Annotated in this window: 13 protein-coding genes; 3 read left to right on the top strand and 10 right to left on the bottom strand. The window is 68.8% G+C overall.

Annotation, left to right across the window (positions count from 1 at the left end; translation table 11 throughout):
- Nucleotides 1–33 precede the first annotated feature (33 nt).
- From AB5J49_RS43025 to AB5J49_RS43015, 3 genes are all read right to left on the bottom strand, one after another.
- Nucleotides 34–801, bottom strand: a complete 768-nt coding sequence (locus tag AB5J49_RS43025; RefSeq protein WP_369174316.1) for a transposase — start codon at nucleotides 799–801, stop codon at nucleotides 34–36.
- Complete coding sequence (locus AB5J49_RS43020; protein WP_369174315.1) at nucleotides 776–3,526, bottom strand: hypothetical protein; 2,751 nt, start codon at nucleotides 3,524–3,526, stop codon at nucleotides 776–778. Before AB5J49_RS43020 ends, AB5J49_RS43025 begins: the two co-directional genes overlap by 26 nt.
- 2,517 nt (nucleotides 3,527–6,043) lie before the next feature.
- Nucleotides 6,044–6,997 (bottom strand): hypothetical protein, encoded by a 954-nt coding sequence (locus tag AB5J49_RS43015; protein WP_369174314.1) that lies wholly within the window; start codon nucleotides 6,995–6,997, stop codon nucleotides 6,044–6,046.
- Nucleotides 6,998–7,319: 322 nt separating this feature from the next.
- Between AB5J49_RS43015 and AB5J49_RS43010 the strand changes: the two genes are divergently transcribed.
- Complete coding sequence (locus AB5J49_RS43010; protein WP_369174313.1) at nucleotides 7,320–9,569, top strand: MMPL family transporter; 2,250 nt, start codon at nucleotides 7,320–7,322, stop codon at nucleotides 9,567–9,569.
- On the opposite strand, the gene AB5J49_RS43005 is transcribed toward AB5J49_RS43010, so the two are convergent.
- The 7 genes from AB5J49_RS43005 to AB5J49_RS42975 form a co-directional block, all read right to left on the bottom strand.
- On the bottom strand, nucleotides 9,533–10,171 hold the full coding sequence (locus AB5J49_RS43005; RefSeq protein ID WP_369174312.1) for a sterol desaturase family protein: 639 nt from the start codon (nucleotides 10,169–10,171) through the stop codon (nucleotides 9,533–9,535). The genes AB5J49_RS43010 and AB5J49_RS43005 overlap by 37 nt on opposite strands.
- 45 nt (nucleotides 10,172–10,216) lie before the next feature.
- Nucleotides 10,217–11,362 carry an N-acetyltransferase family protein gene (locus AB5J49_RS43000; protein ID WP_369174311.1) on the bottom strand — a complete coding sequence of 382 codons (1,146 nt, stop codon included), beginning with the start codon at nucleotides 11,360–11,362 and terminating at the stop codon, nucleotides 10,217–10,219.
- 5 nt (nucleotides 11,363–11,367) lie between these two features.
- Nucleotides 11,368–12,627 (bottom strand): aminotransferase class I/II-fold pyridoxal phosphate-dependent enzyme, encoded by a 1,260-nt coding sequence (locus tag AB5J49_RS42995; protein ID WP_369174310.1) that lies wholly within the window; start codon nucleotides 12,625–12,627, stop codon nucleotides 11,368–11,370.
- A gap of 21 nt (nucleotides 12,628–12,648) precedes the next feature.
- On the bottom strand, nucleotides 12,649–13,836 hold the full coding sequence (locus tag AB5J49_RS42990; RefSeq protein ID WP_369174309.1) for an acyl-CoA dehydrogenase family protein: 1,188 nt from the start codon (nucleotides 13,834–13,836) through the stop codon (nucleotides 12,649–12,651).
- Nucleotides 13,833–14,783 (bottom strand): acyl-CoA dehydrogenase family protein, encoded by a 951-nt coding sequence (locus AB5J49_RS42985; RefSeq protein ID WP_369174308.1) that lies wholly within the window; start codon nucleotides 14,781–14,783, stop codon nucleotides 13,833–13,835. Before AB5J49_RS42985 ends, AB5J49_RS42990 begins: the two co-directional genes overlap by 4 nt.
- Nucleotides 14,770–15,075: an acyl carrier protein gene (locus AB5J49_RS42980; RefSeq protein ID WP_369174307.1), complete on the bottom strand. Its 306-nt coding sequence runs from the start codon at nucleotides 15,073–15,075 to the stop codon at nucleotides 14,770–14,772. Before AB5J49_RS42980 ends, AB5J49_RS42985 begins: the two co-directional genes overlap by 14 nt.
- A gap of 92 nt (nucleotides 15,076–15,167) precedes the next feature.
- Complete coding sequence (locus AB5J49_RS42975) at nucleotides 15,168–16,862, bottom strand: AMP-binding protein (protein ID WP_369174306.1); 1,695 nt, start codon at nucleotides 16,860–16,862, stop codon at nucleotides 15,168–15,170.
- Between the two features lie 177 nt (nucleotides 16,863–17,039).
- Here AB5J49_RS42975 and AB5J49_RS42970 point away from each other — a divergent pair, with 177 nt between their 5' ends.
- Together AB5J49_RS42970 and AB5J49_RS42965 are read left to right on the top strand one after the other, a co-directional pair.
- The gene (locus tag AB5J49_RS42970; protein ID WP_369174305.1) at nucleotides 17,040–17,174 is read left to right on the top strand and encodes a hypothetical protein; all 135 of its coding nucleotides are present in this window, start codon (nucleotides 17,040–17,042) and stop codon (nucleotides 17,172–17,174) included.
- Nucleotides 17,171–18,190, top strand: coding sequence for an NAD-dependent epimerase/dehydratase family protein (locus AB5J49_RS42965; RefSeq protein ID WP_369174304.1), 1,020 nt, complete (start codon nucleotides 17,171–17,173; stop codon nucleotides 18,188–18,190). Before AB5J49_RS42970 ends, AB5J49_RS42965 begins: the two co-directional genes overlap by 4 nt.
- The last annotated feature ends 190 nt before the right edge of the window (nucleotides 18,191–18,380 follow it).

Raw genomic sequence — 18,380 nt, 5'->3', positions numbered from 1 at the left:
GCCACCTAGAGGTTGTCCCGTATGGGGCGTGAGTTATCCGGTGAGGGCCAGGTTGTGGAGCCGGGCGATGCCGAGCATGGCCTGGTGAACGCCGTTGCCCTTGAGCCGGCAGTCCCGCAGGATCTTCCAGTTCTTCAGCCGGGACAGGGCGTGTTCCACCCGCGCTCGCGCCCGTCGGTGGACGGCATTCTCCGCTTCCTGCCGTGGGCTGAGGTGCGTCTGACCGCGTCGTTTGCGGTGCGGGATGAGCAGACCGGTGCCCTGGTAGCCGCCGTCGGCGATGGTCGGGGCTCCGCGGCAGGCCCGGTCGACACCGGACTCGGTGAAGGCTCGGCAGTCGTTGCGGCTGCCGGGCAGCGGGAGGCCGATCGCCACGACCAGGCGGCTGTTGGCGTCGAACACGACCTGCAGGTTGGTCGAGTAGCGATAGTTCTTGCTGGAGGCGGCGATGCTCCGGTCCCGGGTGGGCACCAGGGTGCCGTCGACGATGTAGACGGTGTCCTTGCGCGGCCGGCGGGCCGGCGAGAGGGCCAGCAGCGGTACGAGGTGATCGAGGATGCGGTCGGCCGCGGACTTCGAGACCCCGAACAGCGGCGCCACCTGCCGCAACGTGAGGTTCGTGCGCCAGTACGTGGCCACCAGCAACACCCGGTCCTCCAGCGGCAGCCGCCAGGGACGGCCGCGCTGAACGTCACCACCGCGACGCCGTACCAACGCCACCAGCCTGGCGAACTGCACCTCGGTCAGCCCGGAGAACGGCTCGATCCACTTCGGATCATCCGCTGAGGTCACCCCACCCATGCCCAGCCAACGCACCAACCGCCCCACCGGTTACGGGACAACCTCTAGCGCCGTGCTCGGGGTCACCGAGAACCGCCCATAGATAGCCTGCGAAGCATTCTGCAGCCGCTGCTGGTTTGGCGGGAAGATCGGCGAACATCCCGTCGGCCGAATCCTCGGGGGCGAGGCCGGCCAGCATGGTCCCGTAGTCGTCCAGGACGACCTGCGCCTGTACGCCGGTAAGCCGTGGAGCGAGCCGGGCCGCCAGGTAGTAGCACTCCTCGGGGAGGAACGCAGCAGGCTGCGAACCGAGTTCCCGGAGTGCCGTTCCGAGCAGATCCGCATCAGGTGTGCCGGCCAGACCGGCGAGCCCTTGTAGTTTGATCGGCTCGTAGCCCTTTGTGGTCAGTTCCCGGCTGAACCGCGTGGTGACCGTGTCAGCGAGGTGACGTAGTTGCTGGCGGGCGGCCAGGGGCAGCAAGGGCAGCTCTTCCAGCCTCTGGACCAGATGCGTGTAGTCGAAGGTGCTGAGGTGGGGGTTGGACTGGAATGCGATGAGCATGTCGTCGAGTTTGCGCAGGGGGACCCTGACCGCGTGGTCGATGACCTGCTCCATACGCAGCAAGTGGTCCGATCCGCGAACCAGTTGGCGAGCCTTCTCCCAGCCCTCCTGGGTGGAGAGATCACACGCTGCTAGGGCAGCCTCCAACTGTCGCGTACGCGCCATCCGCCCTTCGTCCTCCTCACCCCGCGTCCACCGGGGAGAGCTGTAGCCGGACGACGCTGGGAACGCGATGTTGCGGGACCGGACGGCGAACAACGTGCCGGAGAGGTCGATGCCCAATTCGCTGGTGGCGTGGTCAAGGCGTTCGAAGGACTCGCTGCTGAAACGACGTGCCCGCAGGAACTCTCCCAGAATCCCGGCGATGCGTTCGCCGTCGTCGGGAGCCTCGCGAAGGGCTCGTTCAACGAGCTGGAGGGCGCCGACACGGTACTCGTCGAACGGCACCGTCGCCAGAGCAGTGACCGCGGAGGGAGGGAGCGGGCCCGCTTCCTCGTCGAGAAGTGCCTGAATGAACGGACCCTCAGAACACAACCGACGGTCACGCCAACGGGAGGCGACGACTGTCGCGGTCGTCGGGTTCAAGCGGCCCATGACGCTCAGGACCGCGGCGTGATCCATTCCGTCCCCGAGATAGGGCTGAATGCTCTCGGCAAGCTGTGCAACGCGATATGCGCGGCGATCGTCGTCGTGATTGCCCTCGGAGGCTCGGCGAGCGACGGCGAGGACGCTCCCCCACAGCACATGTACGTCGTCGCCCACGCGGTCGGTCAGATCGATCGCCCTGGTGAAGTAGGCGTGAGCCTCGCGTGTGTCAAATCGCTGGACTGCGCGAGCGAGTTTCACCATCTGCTCCGCCTTGTACTCAGCACTGTCCTGTGTGGTGTCGAGCGACGCAGCGACGGACTCCGCGAGTTCGACAGCGATGTGCTGCAATTCATCGACGGGGGCCGCTGCGCGGACGGCGTCAATCAGGACTTCGTCTGCAATGTTCCTCTGCGTGGCCCGGTACCAGTCGAGCAGGAGCTGACGCGTCACGTCGGACGAGCCGAAAGCGAGAATCCGGACACCGAGTCGCGCGACCCCTCGATAGAGGAAGTACGGCACCTCATGTCCACCATGCTGTCCCGGCATGGAGGCCACGAGATCCCGGAACGGGACTTCTGTGTCGCCGGAGGCTCCGACTAGGCAGTCGATCCAGAGGCTCGCCCAGGCACCGAGGGGCACGACGCTCTGCTCGTGGTCGTTCAGTGTGCGCGAGTACGTATGAGGATGTTGCCGCGCTTCCAGGACGTCGTCGCCCGCAAGTATGTCTGCATCGAAGGGCTGCCTCCGGATCTTCGAAAGCAGTGCGAAGCCGCACAGGAGGGCAAGTGTGTCGGTGTTAAGGCCGTAGCGGCTTCCGGCACCCCGGCCCAGGTCGTCAGGGAGATTGAGACGCAGGATCCGTTCGGCCTCCGCGTCCGACAGCACACCGTGGCGCAGCCCCATGGCGATGATCCAACCGACCGCCGGAAGTGCCTTGTTCTCCTCCGGGACACCCGGATGTCGGCGATAGGAGACGGGTCTGCGTTGGCGCTTCAGCATTCTCACCAGGCGCCGCGCAAGCGGTGCCTGGCACACGAGGTTGGCCTGCCAGGCGGCATAGGCGACGGCGAACTGGAGGTACTTCAAGCGCGTGGCCGCGTGGCCGAGGGCCTCCAGTTCCTCGGTACGGCCCGAGTCGGCTAGCCGGGTAGTGATGATCACTCCAGCTTCGAAGCCAACTCGATTGGGGCGCCATCGGGCCAAGTACTCGGCGCACGCCTCCACACCGTCGGTGTTGAGTAGCCCGAAGGCGACTTCAGCGATGTCCGCCGCGGTGACGTGGTGTCGGTGCGGATCGTCATCGTCAGGCCGCCGCACCCATGCCTTGAGCCATTCCGCCGCGCTGCGCAGTCGACTGCGGGCGAAGTCGGTCTGGCCTGCGGCGAACGAGAGCAAGGCGCCTTCGAAGTGAAGGTTGGAACCTGGCCAGTCTGCGGCAAGGCTGCGGTTCGCCACTATGTCTTCGACCGTGCTGGCGTCCAGGAACGCGCCCGCCAGATCGGTATTGCTCCTCAGCAGATGAAGCCGACGAGAGTGGCCGGCGGCCAGGCTTCCAGCCTTGACTGCAAGCCGGGCCGCCTCCCATTCCTTGCCCACGCGTAGCGTGGCCTTGAGGGCGAACTGAGCCCGCTGCTGAGCGATCTCCCGTTGTTCCAGATCGTCCCCCTCGGGGAGGGGCGCCGTCGGTCATCGCCAGCTCAACCAGGGTGTCGACCTGACCGGCCTCCCACAGCAGTTGCGGCAAAGAAGCTGCCACATACGGTTCGCCTGCGGCGAGCGGCGTCAGGCGGTCGATGAAGTCAATCAGGGACTGGCCGGTCGGACGATACCTCGTTCGAAACCAAGTCTCGGTCGGTTCGTCACGGAACTGCAGGGCGTCACCATCGACGAGCAGAGGGCGGCGGAGATCCGCTGCGAAGCTGTGGATGACCGAGGCCGGCACGCCGCACAGCTCGGCCAGAACGCCTACGGGGATCCTCGGCCGGAGTGCTGCCATGGCCTCGCACAGTCGGTCGATCTCCGCACTCAGATGATGGTTGGCGTCCTTACACTGGTCCACCAAGCCCTGCAGGAGTTCGTCGAGCAAGGAGACGTCGGGCTGTCTCGCCTCCCCGAGAGAGGCGAGACAGGACTCAAGGTCCGACACCGTGCTGAGAACGAACGCCTGGACCCGGGGGTTGCCGCCGGTACGACGGTGGAACTCGGCCGCCTGTGCCTCCGTGACCACTCCAAACACCGACGCCAAATGCTGCCTGGATTCGGCGACGCCGAATCCCGCGAGCTCGATTCTGTGGACACCAGGCGGCGGTTCCAGCAGATCGACGCGTTCGGTGCGGCACAGCATGACGAGTCGCACATTGTCCGGTAGTGCCTCCCGCAACAGGTCTGCGACGAAGGCGCGCTCACCACCATCTCTCGCGATGAGAGCCGCATTGTCGGCCGCGTCCACTACGAGAACCAAGAGCGCTCCCGGGGTGGAGGCCGCGATGGCTTCTGCCGCGCCCCGGACTCTCACCACGAATGCCTTCGCGTAATCGGTCGGCTGGGCCGTACCAGCCGGAATCAACGGATCGCAAAGGGCATGCGCAGCAAGCTCATTAGCCAGCTGGACCAAGCCTTGTTGATGCTGGTGGCGGGGCGAGCTGGAGCGCCGGTAACTCCCGTTTCCGAAGCAGTCGTAGACGAGAGTGATGGAGCCCGCCGGCAAGTTCCGTTCAATCTGCGTGGTAAGCACAGATTTCCCGACACCGCCGGCCGCGTGGACAATGACAGGCCGCGGGGCGAGCCGCACGATGTCGTCGACGATCGCACGAGTCTGCGGAGTCACAATGACGCGTCCGGGCAGGTCGATGAGGTTGGGGGCAGGCAGAAGGCGCTCTGGTGGGACCCCGAGAGCAGTAAGCACAGTGGAGCGGTCGACGACGTGATTCGTCTCCAGCGAGGTCGCGCGTCGCGCAATCATCTCTTTCAGCAGAAGGGGCTGCACATCGGGAGCGCCGGGCAGAAATCCGGCTAGATCCAGCCGGAACAGCCCTTCGAGTCGCAGCAAGCCTGGCGCTGTGGGATCCACTTGCAGCTGATTGAAGAAACCGGCTTCGCCGTCTGCGTCGTCCGAGAACCCCGCATATTGTTTGAGAAATTTGACCTCGTGAGCGTAGTCGCCGAGCTCACCGCCCACTGCCAGAACCCGGATCGCACGCAGAACGGAGTCGCGGACCGGCCGGTTGGATAGGAACTCGAAGATGACCTTCCGCTCAAGTCCCGGCGACTCCAGCTTGATTCGTCGGTACTTCTCTGCAAACCCGCTGACGGTGCTGCCAAGTCCCGACACGGTCCACTCCTCGGTGGCCCGCGCAGTCGAATGCTTCAGCTGGCGATACACCACGCGGTTCGCTTCGCGAAGTCCGGTCGCGCCGTAGTACTCGGCGATGTCAATGACGTCTTCACCGTCGCGCCCCGCCGTGTCATCCTGCGACACGCCCTCGACGGCGATCGCAGTCAAATCTGCACCAGGGAGCAACAGCTTCAGCGCCTGCCGAGCCGCCCAGTGATAGTGGAACTGATCGCCGTCACGGCTGGCACGCAGAAGATCGGTGTCAGGCATGCCCACTCCCGGCAGACCTCAAAGCGACGGAATCGGGCAAGGGTTCCCTCACATCACCACAGACCAAGACGGCACAAGCCTGCACACGTTACTCATGTCTCCCTGATTCCGGCAACGCATCCACCGACGCATCGTGTCCGAAACGATCGACGCGGATTCAAGACAGCGCTCGCAGCTCCCCTCGCCGGGTGTCAACGGCCACGGTATGGGCGTTGCGGGCGCAGACAAATGGGAGCCGGCCCATCAGAAACCGCCTCGCCAAACCCTCCAGACTCTGCGACTGCGAACAGTGCTGTTGGCCCTGCCCAACCCTGTCGAGGTCTCGCTCAACCCACAACCAAGATCCGGACCACGGATTCTTCGTCATCCTTCCGGGGTTCGAGCACTGCACGTCGACCGCAACCACCTGCACCTGGAGGAAGATCGGCTGACCTGGCCTGAGCACCGGCACGTGCATGCCGGAAGGGGGCCAGCCCCGCGGGGCTGGCCCCCTTCTCGCAGCACATCGGTCAGCCGGTCCAGGGCCGCCACCGGCCTTCCAGCGCCGGGGTGGTACTGCTGAGCCACACCAGCGCCCCATCGATCAGGCCGGGCTTGTCCCCTGTCGCCAGGGCAGGGGCTTCGAGCATGTCGGCGGCCTCCTCCAGGTAGGTGACCAACGTGTCGAGTCCTTCAGCGGGGTCTTCGTTGTAGCGGGACCACCGACCCAGGTAGCCGCTCTCGGCGTCCAGGTACAGGCCCGAGGTGTCATCACCTGGGCCCAGGGCGACAACCGGAATCCGGCTCGCCTTCCACACCGTGATCCGCTCCTCCTCGGGACGGTCGCTGTTGGAAAGGTCCTCGTCAGCTTGCGAGTCCATCTGCAGCCGGTAGAGGGCAGCCACGGCGTCCAGGGTCATCAGAGCTCTGTTGCCCGGAAGGCATCCCCAACCGTCCCCGCCCTCGTCGCCCGAGGTCAGCATCCACAGGACGTGCAGCTCGAGGGGTATCCGGATGCCGAGACCCTCTTCCAGGGCAGCAATGGCGGCGGGGTCGGCGCCGGCGCGGAGCGCAGCGTAAGAGGCGGGTGCGTTGTGTTTCAGCCAGCCGGTGATGCGCCCCCAGGCATCGGCGACCTCCCGTACGGTGACCGCGGCGGAAGCAAGGTCGCCAGCCTGGTCCTCGTCCTGGCCCTCCTCCTGCTCTGGGTCAGGAACGTCCGCGGAGGGCTCGGTGGAGGGCACCGCTTTCAGGAACCGGATCTCGATCCGGTCCGGCTCGCGGATGTAGCCGACGGACAGGTCGCGGCAGTCATCGAACATGTCGCCGTCAACCGTCACCGTCATAATGCCGGCCAGCCCCGAAGGCCGGCCCATGTCAGGGCCGTCGGCCAGCTGGCCCGCCAAAGCCTTCAGCGCATAGGGAACGTCTGCCCCGAGCCGGGCGGCGGTGTCCCGTACGTCCGGCTGGATTTCGACCTTCACAGCCTCATGCTCCTTGCTGGCCGGATGGTGGACGCCTCCCTCACACACTAGGCACCCGCCCGCGCCTGCGGGCGGCCCAGGCGTCCTGAGGTGCGGGACGGGTCAGTCGGCCGCGATGCCCAGGGCAGCACACAGATCCCCGGCATGCAGGCCGACTTGGGACATGGATACTCAAAGAGCTCGCCGACGGCGAGGCCGCCCCACACGACGCGGCCCACTCTCACGCGACCGTCCTTGTCGGCTGTGCTGCGTTCGGCAACAGCCTCATGAAATTGTGACCAGCCGGTGACGCTTGGACCGTGGCGTCGTTGCCCCGGGCGTGGTGAAGACCGCCCCTCAGGAGGGGCATACGACAGTCCAGCAGTCCGGTGTACAGACGGTCCCGGCACAGCTTGCGAAACGCCGTGCGGCCGGGGTGCTCGTCCTCGCCTGCCTGGCCGCTTGTTGTGCGATCTGGGTCCTCCTCGGTGTCGGCAGCCGTCCCTCCCCCGAGAGCTGGACGCCGCCCACCGCGGAGTCTCTTCGCGCCGACGAGTTCCTGGCCTCCCGGTTCACAACCGGTGAGCCTCATCTGGCGCTGGTGGCCACCTCTTCCGGATCGGTCGACGACCCGCGCGCCACCCGGGCCGGCCAGAAACTCCTCGAGGGTCTCGCCTCCGATCCGCGCACCGAGTGGGTCCGGGGGTACTGGCCGCTCCGGCTCCCCGAGTTCCGTACGGCCGACGGGCGACGCGCGCTGGTACTGGTGCGTTTCCGGGGAGACGAGCGGGCCGTGCGCACCGCGGCGAATCATGTGGTGGCCCGGTACACCGGGAAGACCGGGCCCGGTGAAGTGCTGAAGGTCTCCGCCGGGGGCGAGGACGCGGTCCTCTCCGAGAGCGAACGGCTCAGCGAACGCGGGCTGCTACTGGCCGAGCTCATCGCGGCGCCCGTGATTCTCCTGATCCTGCTGTGGGTGTTCGCCAGTGCCGTGGCCGCGCTGCTTCCGGTGGTGGTGGGCGCGTTCGCCGTGGTGGTCGCCGGGGCATGCCTGCGGCTGCTGGACGGTGTGGTGCCGGTGTCGGCCTTCAGCGTCAGTGTCACCACCGCCTTGGGTTTCGGGCTGGCCGTGGACTACAGCCTGCTCCTCGTCTCGCGCTACCGGGAGGAGGTCGCCGCGGGCAACACCCCGGACGCGGCGGTGGAGGTGACGCTGCGCACCGCCGGACGCGCCGTGGCGTTCTCCGGCGCCACCGTGGTGGCTGCTCTGTGCACGCTGTTGGTCGTCCCGCTACCGCTGCTGCGGTCTCTCGCCTTCGGCGGCACCGCGATCGTCGTCACCTCCGTCGTGGGGGCGTTGGCGGTCGTGCCCGCGCTGCTCGTGGTGCTCGGAGCCCGTATCGACCGCGGGGACGTCTTCGCCCGGCTGCGCCGACCGCGCGGCAGGCGCCGGGAGAGCGACTCCTGGGCCCGGCTTGCACGCTGGGTGGTGAGGCGGCCGGCGGGCGTCGCGCTCGCGGGCTTCGCGTTCCTGGTCCTCCTTGCCGTACCGGCGTTTCAGGTGCGGTTCGGTGTGTACGCCGATGCGACGCTCCCGGGTTCCTCGCCGGTCGCCGCGACCGCCCGGACCCTGCGCACCGAGTTCGGCTCGGCCGCGTCGGGCGCCCCCTCCGTCGTATTGCCCGGCCTGAACGCGGAGGCGGACTCACGGGAGCGGGCAGCGCTCGACGGATACGCCCGCAGGCTCTCCCGCGTCTCAGGAGTGGCCCGGGTGGACACCGTCACAGGGGTCTACCAGGACGGGAACCGGTCTCCGCTGCCGGCGGCCCGGGCGGCGTCGTTCGCCGCCGCGTCCGCCAGTCGGCTGGCCGTGACCCCTCGGGCGTACGCCCGCGCGCCGCTCACTCCCGAGGGGAGCCGGCTAGTGGAGCGGCTCCGCCGGGTCCCCGCGCCGGTTCCGGCTCTTGTCGGTGGTCCGGGTGCCCGGCTGGCGGACACCGAGAAGGTGATGACGGACCGGCTGCCGCTCGTCGCGGTACTCGCCTGCGGTGGGACCTTCCTCCTGCTGCTGCTCTACACCCGCAGTCTGCTCGTGCCGGTGAAGGCTGTGCTGCTGAACATGCTGAGTCTGGCCGCCACCTTCGGAATCCTGGTCGCCGTTTTCCAGGAGGGCTGGTTTCCCGGTGTGTCTCCTGCGGGGATCACCGATGTGCTCATCCCCTTGATGTTCGCTGTGGCGTTCGGACTCTCCATGGACTACGAGGTCTTCCTGCTCTCACGGATCCTCGAGGAACACCGGCGCGGCAGCCCCACCCCACTCGCCGTGGCGACCGGCCTCCAGCAGACGGGGCGGCTCTTCACCTCCGCCGCGCTGGTCTTCGGCGTGTCCATGTCCTCTTTGGCCCTGTCCGGGCTGCTGCATCTGCGCGTGGTGGGCGTCGGCCTCGCGGTAGCCGTTCTGGTGGACTGCACGGTGGTACGTGCACTGCTCGTACCCGCTGTGATGCAGCTCGCGGGCAGGGTGAACTGGTGGCTGCCGACCTGGCGGGGAAGCCTTCAGCGCGGGGCGGTACCGAAGACGTGGTCCCAGTAGGGGCAACTCACGCCAAACCCGCGCCGTTCGTCCTGGAAGTGGTGGCGCAGATGGCGGTTGCGCAGGCGTCGGCCCAGAGTCGTGGACGGGCGGTGGTGGTGCATGTGGAAGTGCAGGACGTCGTACACCACGTAGCCCGCGACGAATCCGCCGGTCAGGGCGGCGCCCGGCCCCGCTCCGGCCAGTAGGTGAAACAGCTCGTAGGCGCCGTATGCGCCGGGGACGCTGACCGAGGGGGGCATGACCAGCCGCCGGGGATCGTTGGGGTGGTCGTGGTGGACCCCGTGCACCATCCAGTGTGCCCGGCGCCCCCACGCACTGCGCGGGGTGAAGTGGAACAGCACCCGGTGCACCCAGTACTCGGTCAGCGTCCATACTCCGTAGCCGAGCAGAACGTACGCCAGGAGCAGGAGCGCCCCTGTGTGCCGGCCCGCCCAGGCGAGCAGCAGCAGGACGGCAGGGCCGTGCAACAACGGGGGTACGGCGGGATGCACACGGGTGAAGCGGTCGAGGAAGCGTGAGCGGAACATGGGCGGAGACGCGCGCAGCCGGTCCGCCCGCCCGGCGCTCTCCGCACACCGCAGTGACTCGTTCGCTGTCATCGTGTCTCACCTTCGTGTGCTTCAGCGTGTGCCTCAGCCCTCTGATCACAGGGGCCGCCGATAGATCCGATAGGTCTTGGACCGCTGCGCTCCCATCCGCGCGATGGCCTGGTTCATGGCGGAGTTGTCCTCCAGGACCCATGACAACTCACCGCCTCTGTAGCCGAGTTGGCGTCCGGCCTGGGCGAGGCGCGTGTACAGCAGCGCGTCGAGGCCCCGGTTCCGGTATTCCGGTTTCACTCCCAGGGCGATCAGTCGGCACCGGTCGATCCTGCGGGCGGCTCTGGTGGCCCTGATCAGGCCGATGGGCAGCCCGTATCGGGTCAGGCGGCCACCGGCCGCCTTCAGCGCCTGGTTGGCGTCGGGGACGGCCAGGCAGAATGCCGCCGGGTCCCTGTCCACCTCCGCGACCAGCACCAGTTCGGGCCGGACGATTCGCCGAAGCTGTGCCGTGAGGTGGCGGAACTCGCGCTCCGTGGGGGGTACGAAGCCCCAGTTCCGTTCCCAGGCGTGGGTGTAGATCTCCCGCAGCCGTCGCTCCTCGGCATCGAAGTCTCTGAGATCGAGCGATCGTACGCGGACGCCACCGCGCTCTTGCGCCCATTGCGCGAGCCGGGTGACGGCGCCGTCCACCGGCGCTTGCGTGGTCCACTCCCAGGCCCACAGGTCCTTGGCCTTGGTGAATCCGCAGGACAGCAGCAACTTGTCGTGATGGGGCGGGTTGTACGGCATCAGGACGGTCGGCGACGTGGAGAAACCCTCTACGAGCGTGCCGCATTCGCCATTGGTCGAGAAGCTCACCGGTCCCACCGACGAGGTGAGCCCGCGCCCGCGCAGCCAGTCCCCGACGGCCTCGAACAGCGCCTGGGCCGCATCGGGGTCGTCCGCGCACTCGAAGAGCCCGAAGAATCCGTCGCTGCCCCCGTGGTGGGTGTTGTGTCGGGGGTTGTGGACGGCGGCGACGCGTCCGACGGCCTGGTCTCCCCGGTGAGCGAGGAACAGTTCGGCGTCGCCGAACTCGAAGAAGGGGTTCTTCCGTGGGTCGAGGAACGTCTTGCGCTCGCTCTCCAGGGGCGGCACCCAGCAGGGGTCGCCCCGGTACAGCCGGTACGGCAGCCGAATGAACTCCCGGCGCCGCGCGGAATTGCGCACCACCGTGACACGGGGCGGATCGGCCAGGGCGCGTGACATGGCCGTCACACCGTCCCCTTGATCGGTTCCGCGCGCGCATCCTCGTCCTCGGTGAGGGCTGCGGCGATCAGGCCGACCGCGTGGTCGATGTCCTCCTCGGTGTGCTCCGAGCAGACGCCGAGCCGTAGCCGGGCTCCGCCGATCGGCACGGCCGGCGGGAACAACGGGCAGACCATCAGGCCGCGTTCGGCCAGTCGCCGGGTGACACGCGCGGTGCGGTCCATGGTGCCCACCGGCACCACCACCACATGGGCGGCGGAGTCGGCCGTAGCGACGCCGACGGCATGCAGCCGGGCGCGCAGCGTACGCGCGTTGTCATGGAGCCTGCGCCGCCGCTCAGCCCCTTCTTCCGCCAGCACCGAGAACGCCGCGAGTGCTGCCCCGACCGTGCCGGGCGGCAGGCCCAGGGACAACAGATAGGCGCCCGCCGAGTGCCTGAGCAGCGTCACCACGTCGGCGTCGGCACAGACGAACCCTCCGGTGGAGGCGAACGCCTTGCTGAACGTACCCGTGATGACATCGACCCGGTCCAGCACACCGAGCGACTCGGCCACGCCCCGCCCCTGAGGGCCTAGCGTGCCCGCGCTGTGCGCCTCGTCCACCACCAGCAGGGCGTCGTACTGTTCGGCCAGATCGGCGATCTCCGACAGCGGGGCGAGATCGCCGTCGGCGCTGAACAGGCCGTCCACGACGATCAGCCGCCGCCCCGACCCTTGCGGCTGGGGCGCCGCACGGAGCAACTCCGCCAGATGTCGGGGGTCGTTGTGCCGGAAGACGTGCGCGGTGGCTCCGGACAGTCGGATCCCCATGGTGATCGACTGATGGTTGAAGCGGTCGGCGAAGACATGGTCACGAGGTCCGGCCAGGGTGCCGAGTACGCCCAGGTTGGCCTGCATCCCGGTCGGGAAGAGGAGCGCGGCCGGGCGCCCGGACCAGGCGGTCACGGCGGCTTCCAACTCCTGGTGCAACTGGGTGTATCCGCCGACCGCCTGCGTTCCGTACGTGCCCGTGCCGAACCGGCGGGTGGCCGCGAGCGCGCCTTCCAGCACCTGCGGATGCCGGGCAAGCCCGAGATAGTCGGCGGACCCGAAGACGGTGACCGACTGGCCGTGGGCATTCCCCGAGCCGGGACGGGCGTGCGGCACCCCGATCCGGGCCCGGGTCGTCGCGGCCTCCGTGATCAGCGGAAACAGCGGATAGGTGTCCTCCTGCTGCCAGCGGTCCACCAGGTCGAGCGTGCTGCTGTGTGCGGGACCGAATTCCATCGGCGGTCTCATCTCGCTTTCTCACTCCTGTGCGTGGTGCGGGCCTTGCCCGGTGGTGCGTGCGCCTCGGAGAATCTCTGTGGCGGCCATGTCCCGGACCGTCTCGCAGCTGCCGCCGTACACGCTGAAGACGCGGACATCACGCAGCACGGTCAGCATGCCGGGGGCGGACTCGTCGTCCCGGAAGGCGTCGGGGCCGGACAGCCGGGCACATTCCTGTACGACCCGCTGGGCCAGCCGGGCACTGGCCGTCTTGGCCAACGCGGCGTCCAACTGGTCGTCGGCGCCTCCGATCTGTTCCACGGTGACGTCGACGAAAGTCTCGGCCGCCTCGAGTTCGGCGTCCCACCAAGCAAGTTCGGCCATCGCCTGGCCCGTCGGACCCACCAGACGTGCCGTTCGTTCCAGTGCCCAGCGAGCACAGGCCAGGGCTCCCGCCGCGATCGCCAGACGCTCCTGCGGGAGGATTCCCGCCAGCAGGGCCAGGGCCAGGCCAGGGCGTCCGAGCACCGCTTCGCGGGGCAGGCGGCAGTCCTCAAGGCTCACCCGTCCGGTCGGGGAGGTGTGCAGCCCGGCCGTCGTGAGCGGCGTGACAACGACCCCGGGCAGATCAGCGGGTACGAGGAACAGGGTCAGACCCAGGGCGGAGGCTCCGGGGGTGGTGCGGGCCAGGACGATCAGGACATCAGCGAGAGGCGCGTTGGTGATGAATGTCTTCTCGCCCCGCAGGACCCACCCGTCCGGTTCGGACCGGGCCGTGGCGGCAACGGAGCGGACCAGATCGGAGCCGCCGCCGGGCTCGGTCAACGCGACCGAGGCGACGGCCTCGCCCGCGAGGATCGGGCGCAGCCACCTGTCCCGTTGTCCGGGGGTGCCGTGGCCGGCCAGCAGAGGGGCTACCAAGTGCGTCAGCACCGACAGACTGGTGCACACTCCGGCGGCCGGCTCACGCATCACGGCCCGGCCGAACGCGATGCCATGGGCGAGGTCCAGCCCCAGTCCGCCCTGGTCCACGGGTACGCCGATGCCGAACACCCCGGCCCGGCCCATGGCTTCGAACAGGGAACGCGTCACGGTCCCCTGCCGCTCCCAGCGCGCCAGATAGGGCGTGATCTCGGCGTCGACCAAGGCGCGCGCCGACTCGCGAAACGCGGCGGGAGAGCTTGGATCGAGCATCGTCGCAGCGCGCAACGGCGTGGCATGCTTCACCGAGGACTCCCCGCCACCGGCTGGCGGGCCCGCCCGACCGTCTGCGGGAAGGACACCTCGTCCGCCAGCCTTTCGCGCATGCTGTGCACCAGCCGCTGCTCTCCGCCGACCAGCACCGGGGCGAAGACCGCCGCGCGGTAGGCCGCAGCGATCGGATGCCCGTCCATGAACCCCCGCCCGCCGAAGAGCCGACAGGCGGTACCCACCGCCCGGGGTACGGCCCGGGAGACGAACACCCCGGCCCGCACAGCACGGTCCCACTGGGCGGGTCCGCCCGCGGTGGCTGCGCGACGCGTCACCGCGTGGCACATGCGCACCTCGGCGGTGGCTTCGGCCACAGCGTGCAGGAATGCCTGGCGGTCCGCCAGGGCACCGTCCTGAAACGGCCTGCGGCTCGCGTATCCGAGAACATCCGAGACGGACTGCTGGGCCAGGTCGGTAAGCAGTTGCGCGAGGGCCAGCCGGGTGGCCGCCACGGCGTCGCCGAGCAACGGAGCATGCTGCTCCACGGTGCCCAGCAGCGCATGGTCGGGCACGGGAAGAGCGGTCACCTCCAGCCTGGCGAACCGGACGCCGGCCAGGGCGCCGAATCGCTGTTCCCGTACCTGCGTGTGCGCCGTGTCGAGGGGCAGCAGAAGCAGTACGGGACACTCGTCATGTCGGCGGATGCCCTCGGCGAGCACTGCCCGGGCGTCGGGCAGACCGAGAACCTGATCCGCGTATCCGTGTGCCTCCAGGCGACCCGGGGGGCCGTGCAATGCGATGTCGCAGTGGGTGCCCAACAGGCCGTGGGTGGTCGTGTGGCCCAGTGCGGTGCTCACCCGGTCCGGCCGTGCCGAGGCGTCCGGTACCAGACGGTCGAGCAGGTGCAGGGTCAGCCGTCGGGCGACGGTTGTGAGCACGGCCACGCCCAGGCCCGCGTCGTTGCCCCGGTCAGGCGCGGGCATGGGAGGAACCCCGGCTCGTCCCCTCGCCCAGCAGATCGAGGAACGCGCCGAGAGGGAGAGTGGGTACGAGGCTCTCGGCGAAGACCGCCATGTCGAACTCCACGTGGTACCGGGTCTCGACGTCGGCCACCGTCTCCGCCAACAGCAGTGAATCGAGCCCGAGTTGATCAAGCGTGGCTTTCTCGGAAAGCGCCGCCGCGTCGATACGCAGCCGAGCGGCGAGACGTTGTTTGAGGTCCTCCCGGTCCGGGACCTGAGGGAATGCCTCGGGCGACGTCGGGGCTGTTTCCACGGTGTCCTCTTCTCTGCCTTGTTCTGGTCTGCGGGTGATAGCGGGGGCGGGAATCCGTGCGTGTCAGGCCGAGCGGCCAGGACGCCGAGGGTTCAGGACTCCACCGGGACGGCCAGTCGTACCCCGGGCGGAAGCTCTCCCGCCGTGGCGGCGGCGCCCAGGCTGAGCCGTCGTACCTTGCCGCTGGCCGTCCGCGGGAGCGCGCCTCGCCGTGCGATGTAGACATCGCTCACCGGCACCCGGAACTCACGAAGTACGGTGAGCCGGGCACTGTTCACCACAGCGGCCTCGCCAGCCGCCCCTGTGGCTGTCCTTCGGGCATCCGCCAGCTCCAGGAACAGTACGAGTTCCTCGGTCGCCGCTGTTTCCCGCGCCACGGCGACCGCGGCGACCGCGGCGAGTGTCTCCGGCGAGGCGTCGAGAACCGTCTGCTCGATGTCCGTGGGGGCCAGCAGCCGTCCGGCGTACTTCACGGCTTCCTTCGAACGCCCGATCACGAAGAGCTCGCCGTCGGCCAGCGCACCGAGGTCCCCGGTCGGGACGAGGCCGTCGTCCCCGGCCGCCGGGCGTCGTACGCCGTCGGGGCCGATCGTCCAGCGGGCTGCCGACGCTCCGCCGATCCGGATCTCGCCGACTCGTCCCTGGGGCAGTTCTCGCCCGTCCGGGGCGACGATCCGCACCTCGGTGCCGGGCAACGGGGCACCGTGGCCGATGAGTTCCCGCACGCCACCGCCACCGCTGCCGTCGGCTGACTCCGTTGAGGATCGAGGCTGTGGCAGCGGGACAAGGCGTCCGCGCTCCAGAGCGGCCGTGTCGAAGCGGCGCACCACCGAGCCGACCAGCGGTGCCCGGCAGGCGACCGCGACACAGTTCTCGGCCAACCCGTAAGCAGGCAGAAGCACATGGCGGCGCATCCCCTGCCCGGCGAACGTCTTCTCGAACCGCTCGCAGAGCCGCGGCGCGACACGCTCCGCGCCGATGACGGCGACGCTCAGCGCGGACAGGTCGATACCGGTCAGCCGGGCGGGCGCACGCCCCGCGGCGCGAGCGGCCATCTCGTAGGCGAAGGGAGGGCCGGTGGTGTGCGTGGCGCGAAAGTCGCCCAACTGCTCGATCCAGCGCAGCGGATCACGTACGAACGAACCCGGCGGCAGCGCCCGGAAGGCGAATCCCGCGTAGAGGCTGGCCCAGAAGCTGCCGATCAGGCCCATGTCGTGGGAGAGCGGGAGCCACGTCACCGCGCGCCCGGTTGCCATGAGCCCGATGCGTTCGGTGATGGCGCGCAGATTCACGGCCAGGTTGCGGTGGGTGAGGACGATTCCTCTGGGGGCGGCGAGACTGCCCGAACTGAACTGGACCACTGCGACGTCGTCCGGATCGGGCGTCGGTTCCACCCCGTGGGCGGCGACCCGCTCCGGCACCTCTGCCAGAGACAGATGCGCCACCCTCAGGCCGGCGGCGCGACTCTCTTCCGGGCCGATCATCGGTGCGCCGTCCGACACATACCAGCGCGCTCTGCCGACCCGCAGCGCGGCCAGGGCCCGGAGCCGTTCCTGGGTATTGGCGCCGAGCCCTCTCGGCACACCGGTCGGCACCAGGACAGCCCCGCAGAGCGGGATCGCCAAGGACGCCGTCATCGCCACCGTGGTGCTGTCCATCTCGAGTGCGACAGCGTCGCCCCGCTTCACCCCGTGGCCGGTGAACCATGAGGCGCGCTCCACGACCCGCGTCCAGAACTCGGGATAGGACATCTCCGCGTCCCCCGCCGCCCCCACCGTGGCCGACACCCCCGAACGAGCGTGCGCGCGAAGAACCTCGGTCAACGTCGCGCACGGCTGCGCAGGGTCCCCGTCGTACGCCACCAACTGGTCCTCCTCTGACCGCTTTTCAGGACTGCCTCCTCTTCAACGAGATCGGAAACGGAAGGTGACAGGCCAAATACATAGCGTACTTACGGTGATACGGTGCCGTTCCTGGTGACGACCACCCCGAAGGCAGGCATGGTGCGGAGCCCGACCCCCCGCAGAACCGAGGCGCACCAAGCCGCCGAGGCCGACCACCGCCACAGCGCGGACTTCGAGCAGAAAGTCGTACAGTGACCCGCCACGGCTTCGAAGATCTCGCCGGACAACGGTTTCTGATCACCGGGGCCACCGGCTTCGTCGGACGGCGCCTGTGCGCCCGACTCACCGCACAAGGCGCCCGGGTCACGGCCCTGGTGCGAGAAACCTCCGTCCGAGACGGCCTCCCCTCCGACGCGCAACTGACCGTGGGCGATCTCACCACCCCGGAGGGCGCCAAGGCGGTGCGCGAGGCGGCCGCCGCTGCGGACTGCGTGTTCCATCTCGCTGCCGTGGTCAAGTCCCGCTCCGCCGAGGGCTACTGGCGCTGCAACTCGGCAGGCTCCGGACGACTCGCCAAGGCGCTGGCCTCGCTTGCCTCCCCGCCGCGCCTGGTCGTGTGCTCCTCACTGGCCGCCGGCGGTCCCGCACGGCCGGGGCAGCCGCGAACCGAGGACGAACCACCTGCCCCCGTCTCGCATTACGGACGCAGCAAGCTCGCCGGAGAACTCGCCGTCCGAGAACTCGCAGACCGCCTGGCAGTGGTCGCGATCCGTCCGCCCATCGTGTACGGGCCGGGCGACCCGGCGTTTCTGCCGTCGCTGCTGCCGATGATCCGCAGCGGGATCGTCGTCAAAAGCGGCTTCGGGCCGAGGCATTACTCCGTCATCCACGTCGACGACCTGTGCACTGCATTGCTCGCAGCCGCAACTCGGGGCAGGACGATGTGCCCCGACGTCCCGGACTCGGGTGTCTACACGGTCTCGGACGGCACGGAACACACCTGGCACGGGATCTGCCGGACAGTGGCCGACGCGCTGGGCCGCCGCCCTCCGCTGGTGGTCCCCGTCCCGCACGCCGTTACGCGAGCCGTCGCCGAGTGCGCCGAAGCACTGGGGCGGCTGGGTGGCTTCGTACCACCACTCAACCGGGACAAGACCCGCGAACTACGCTGCACAGCATGGACGTGCTCGGCCGAACGGGCCCGCACCGACCTCGGATTCGTTCCGTCGATCCCACTGGCCGAGGGAATTGCCGCCACCCTCAAGGGCTGAGCGCTCCGGCGGCGCAAGACCGCCCGGAGAGCCCCTACACGTCACAACACCGCAGGCTTTCAACCTGATTCGGGACTGGCCAGCGGGGTCGCCCCTGCATGTCCCAACGCGATGCCCTTCCGAAGCCATCGGCGACGCAGAGCCGCATGATGACTACAGTGCCCCTCTGAACAGCGCAGGGCAGCACGCC

This window comes from Streptomyces sp. R28 (assembly GCF_041052385.1).
Classification (GTDB): Bacteria; Actinomycetota; Actinomycetes; order Streptomycetales; family Streptomycetaceae; genus Streptomyces.
Note: the sequence above shows the minus strand (reverse complement) of the source record. Positions and strands in the feature narration are given on the sequence as shown.

What these genes read in the sequence shown, in the direction of transcription:
- AB5J49_RS43025 (WP_369174316.1), bottom strand. Translation starts at nt 801, where the DNA reads ATGGGTGGGGTGACCTCAGCGGATGATCCGAAGTGGATCGAGCCGTTC.
- AB5J49_RS42985 (WP_369174308.1), bottom strand. Translation starts at nt 14,783, where the DNA reads ATGCCCGCGCCTGACCGGGGCAACGACGCGGGCCTGGGCGTGGCCGTG.
- AB5J49_RS43005 (WP_369174312.1), bottom strand. Translation starts at nt 10,171, where the DNA reads ATGACAGCGAACGAGTCACTGCGGTGTGCGGAGAGCGCCGGGCGGGCG.
- AB5J49_RS43000 (WP_369174311.1), bottom strand. Translation starts at nt 11,362, where the DNA reads ATGTCACGCGCCCTGGCCGATCCGCCCCGTGTCACGGTGGTGCGCAAT.
- AB5J49_RS42995 (WP_369174310.1), bottom strand. Translation starts at nt 12,627, where the DNA reads ATGGAATTCGGTCCCGCACACAGCAGCACGCTCGACCTGGTGGACCGC.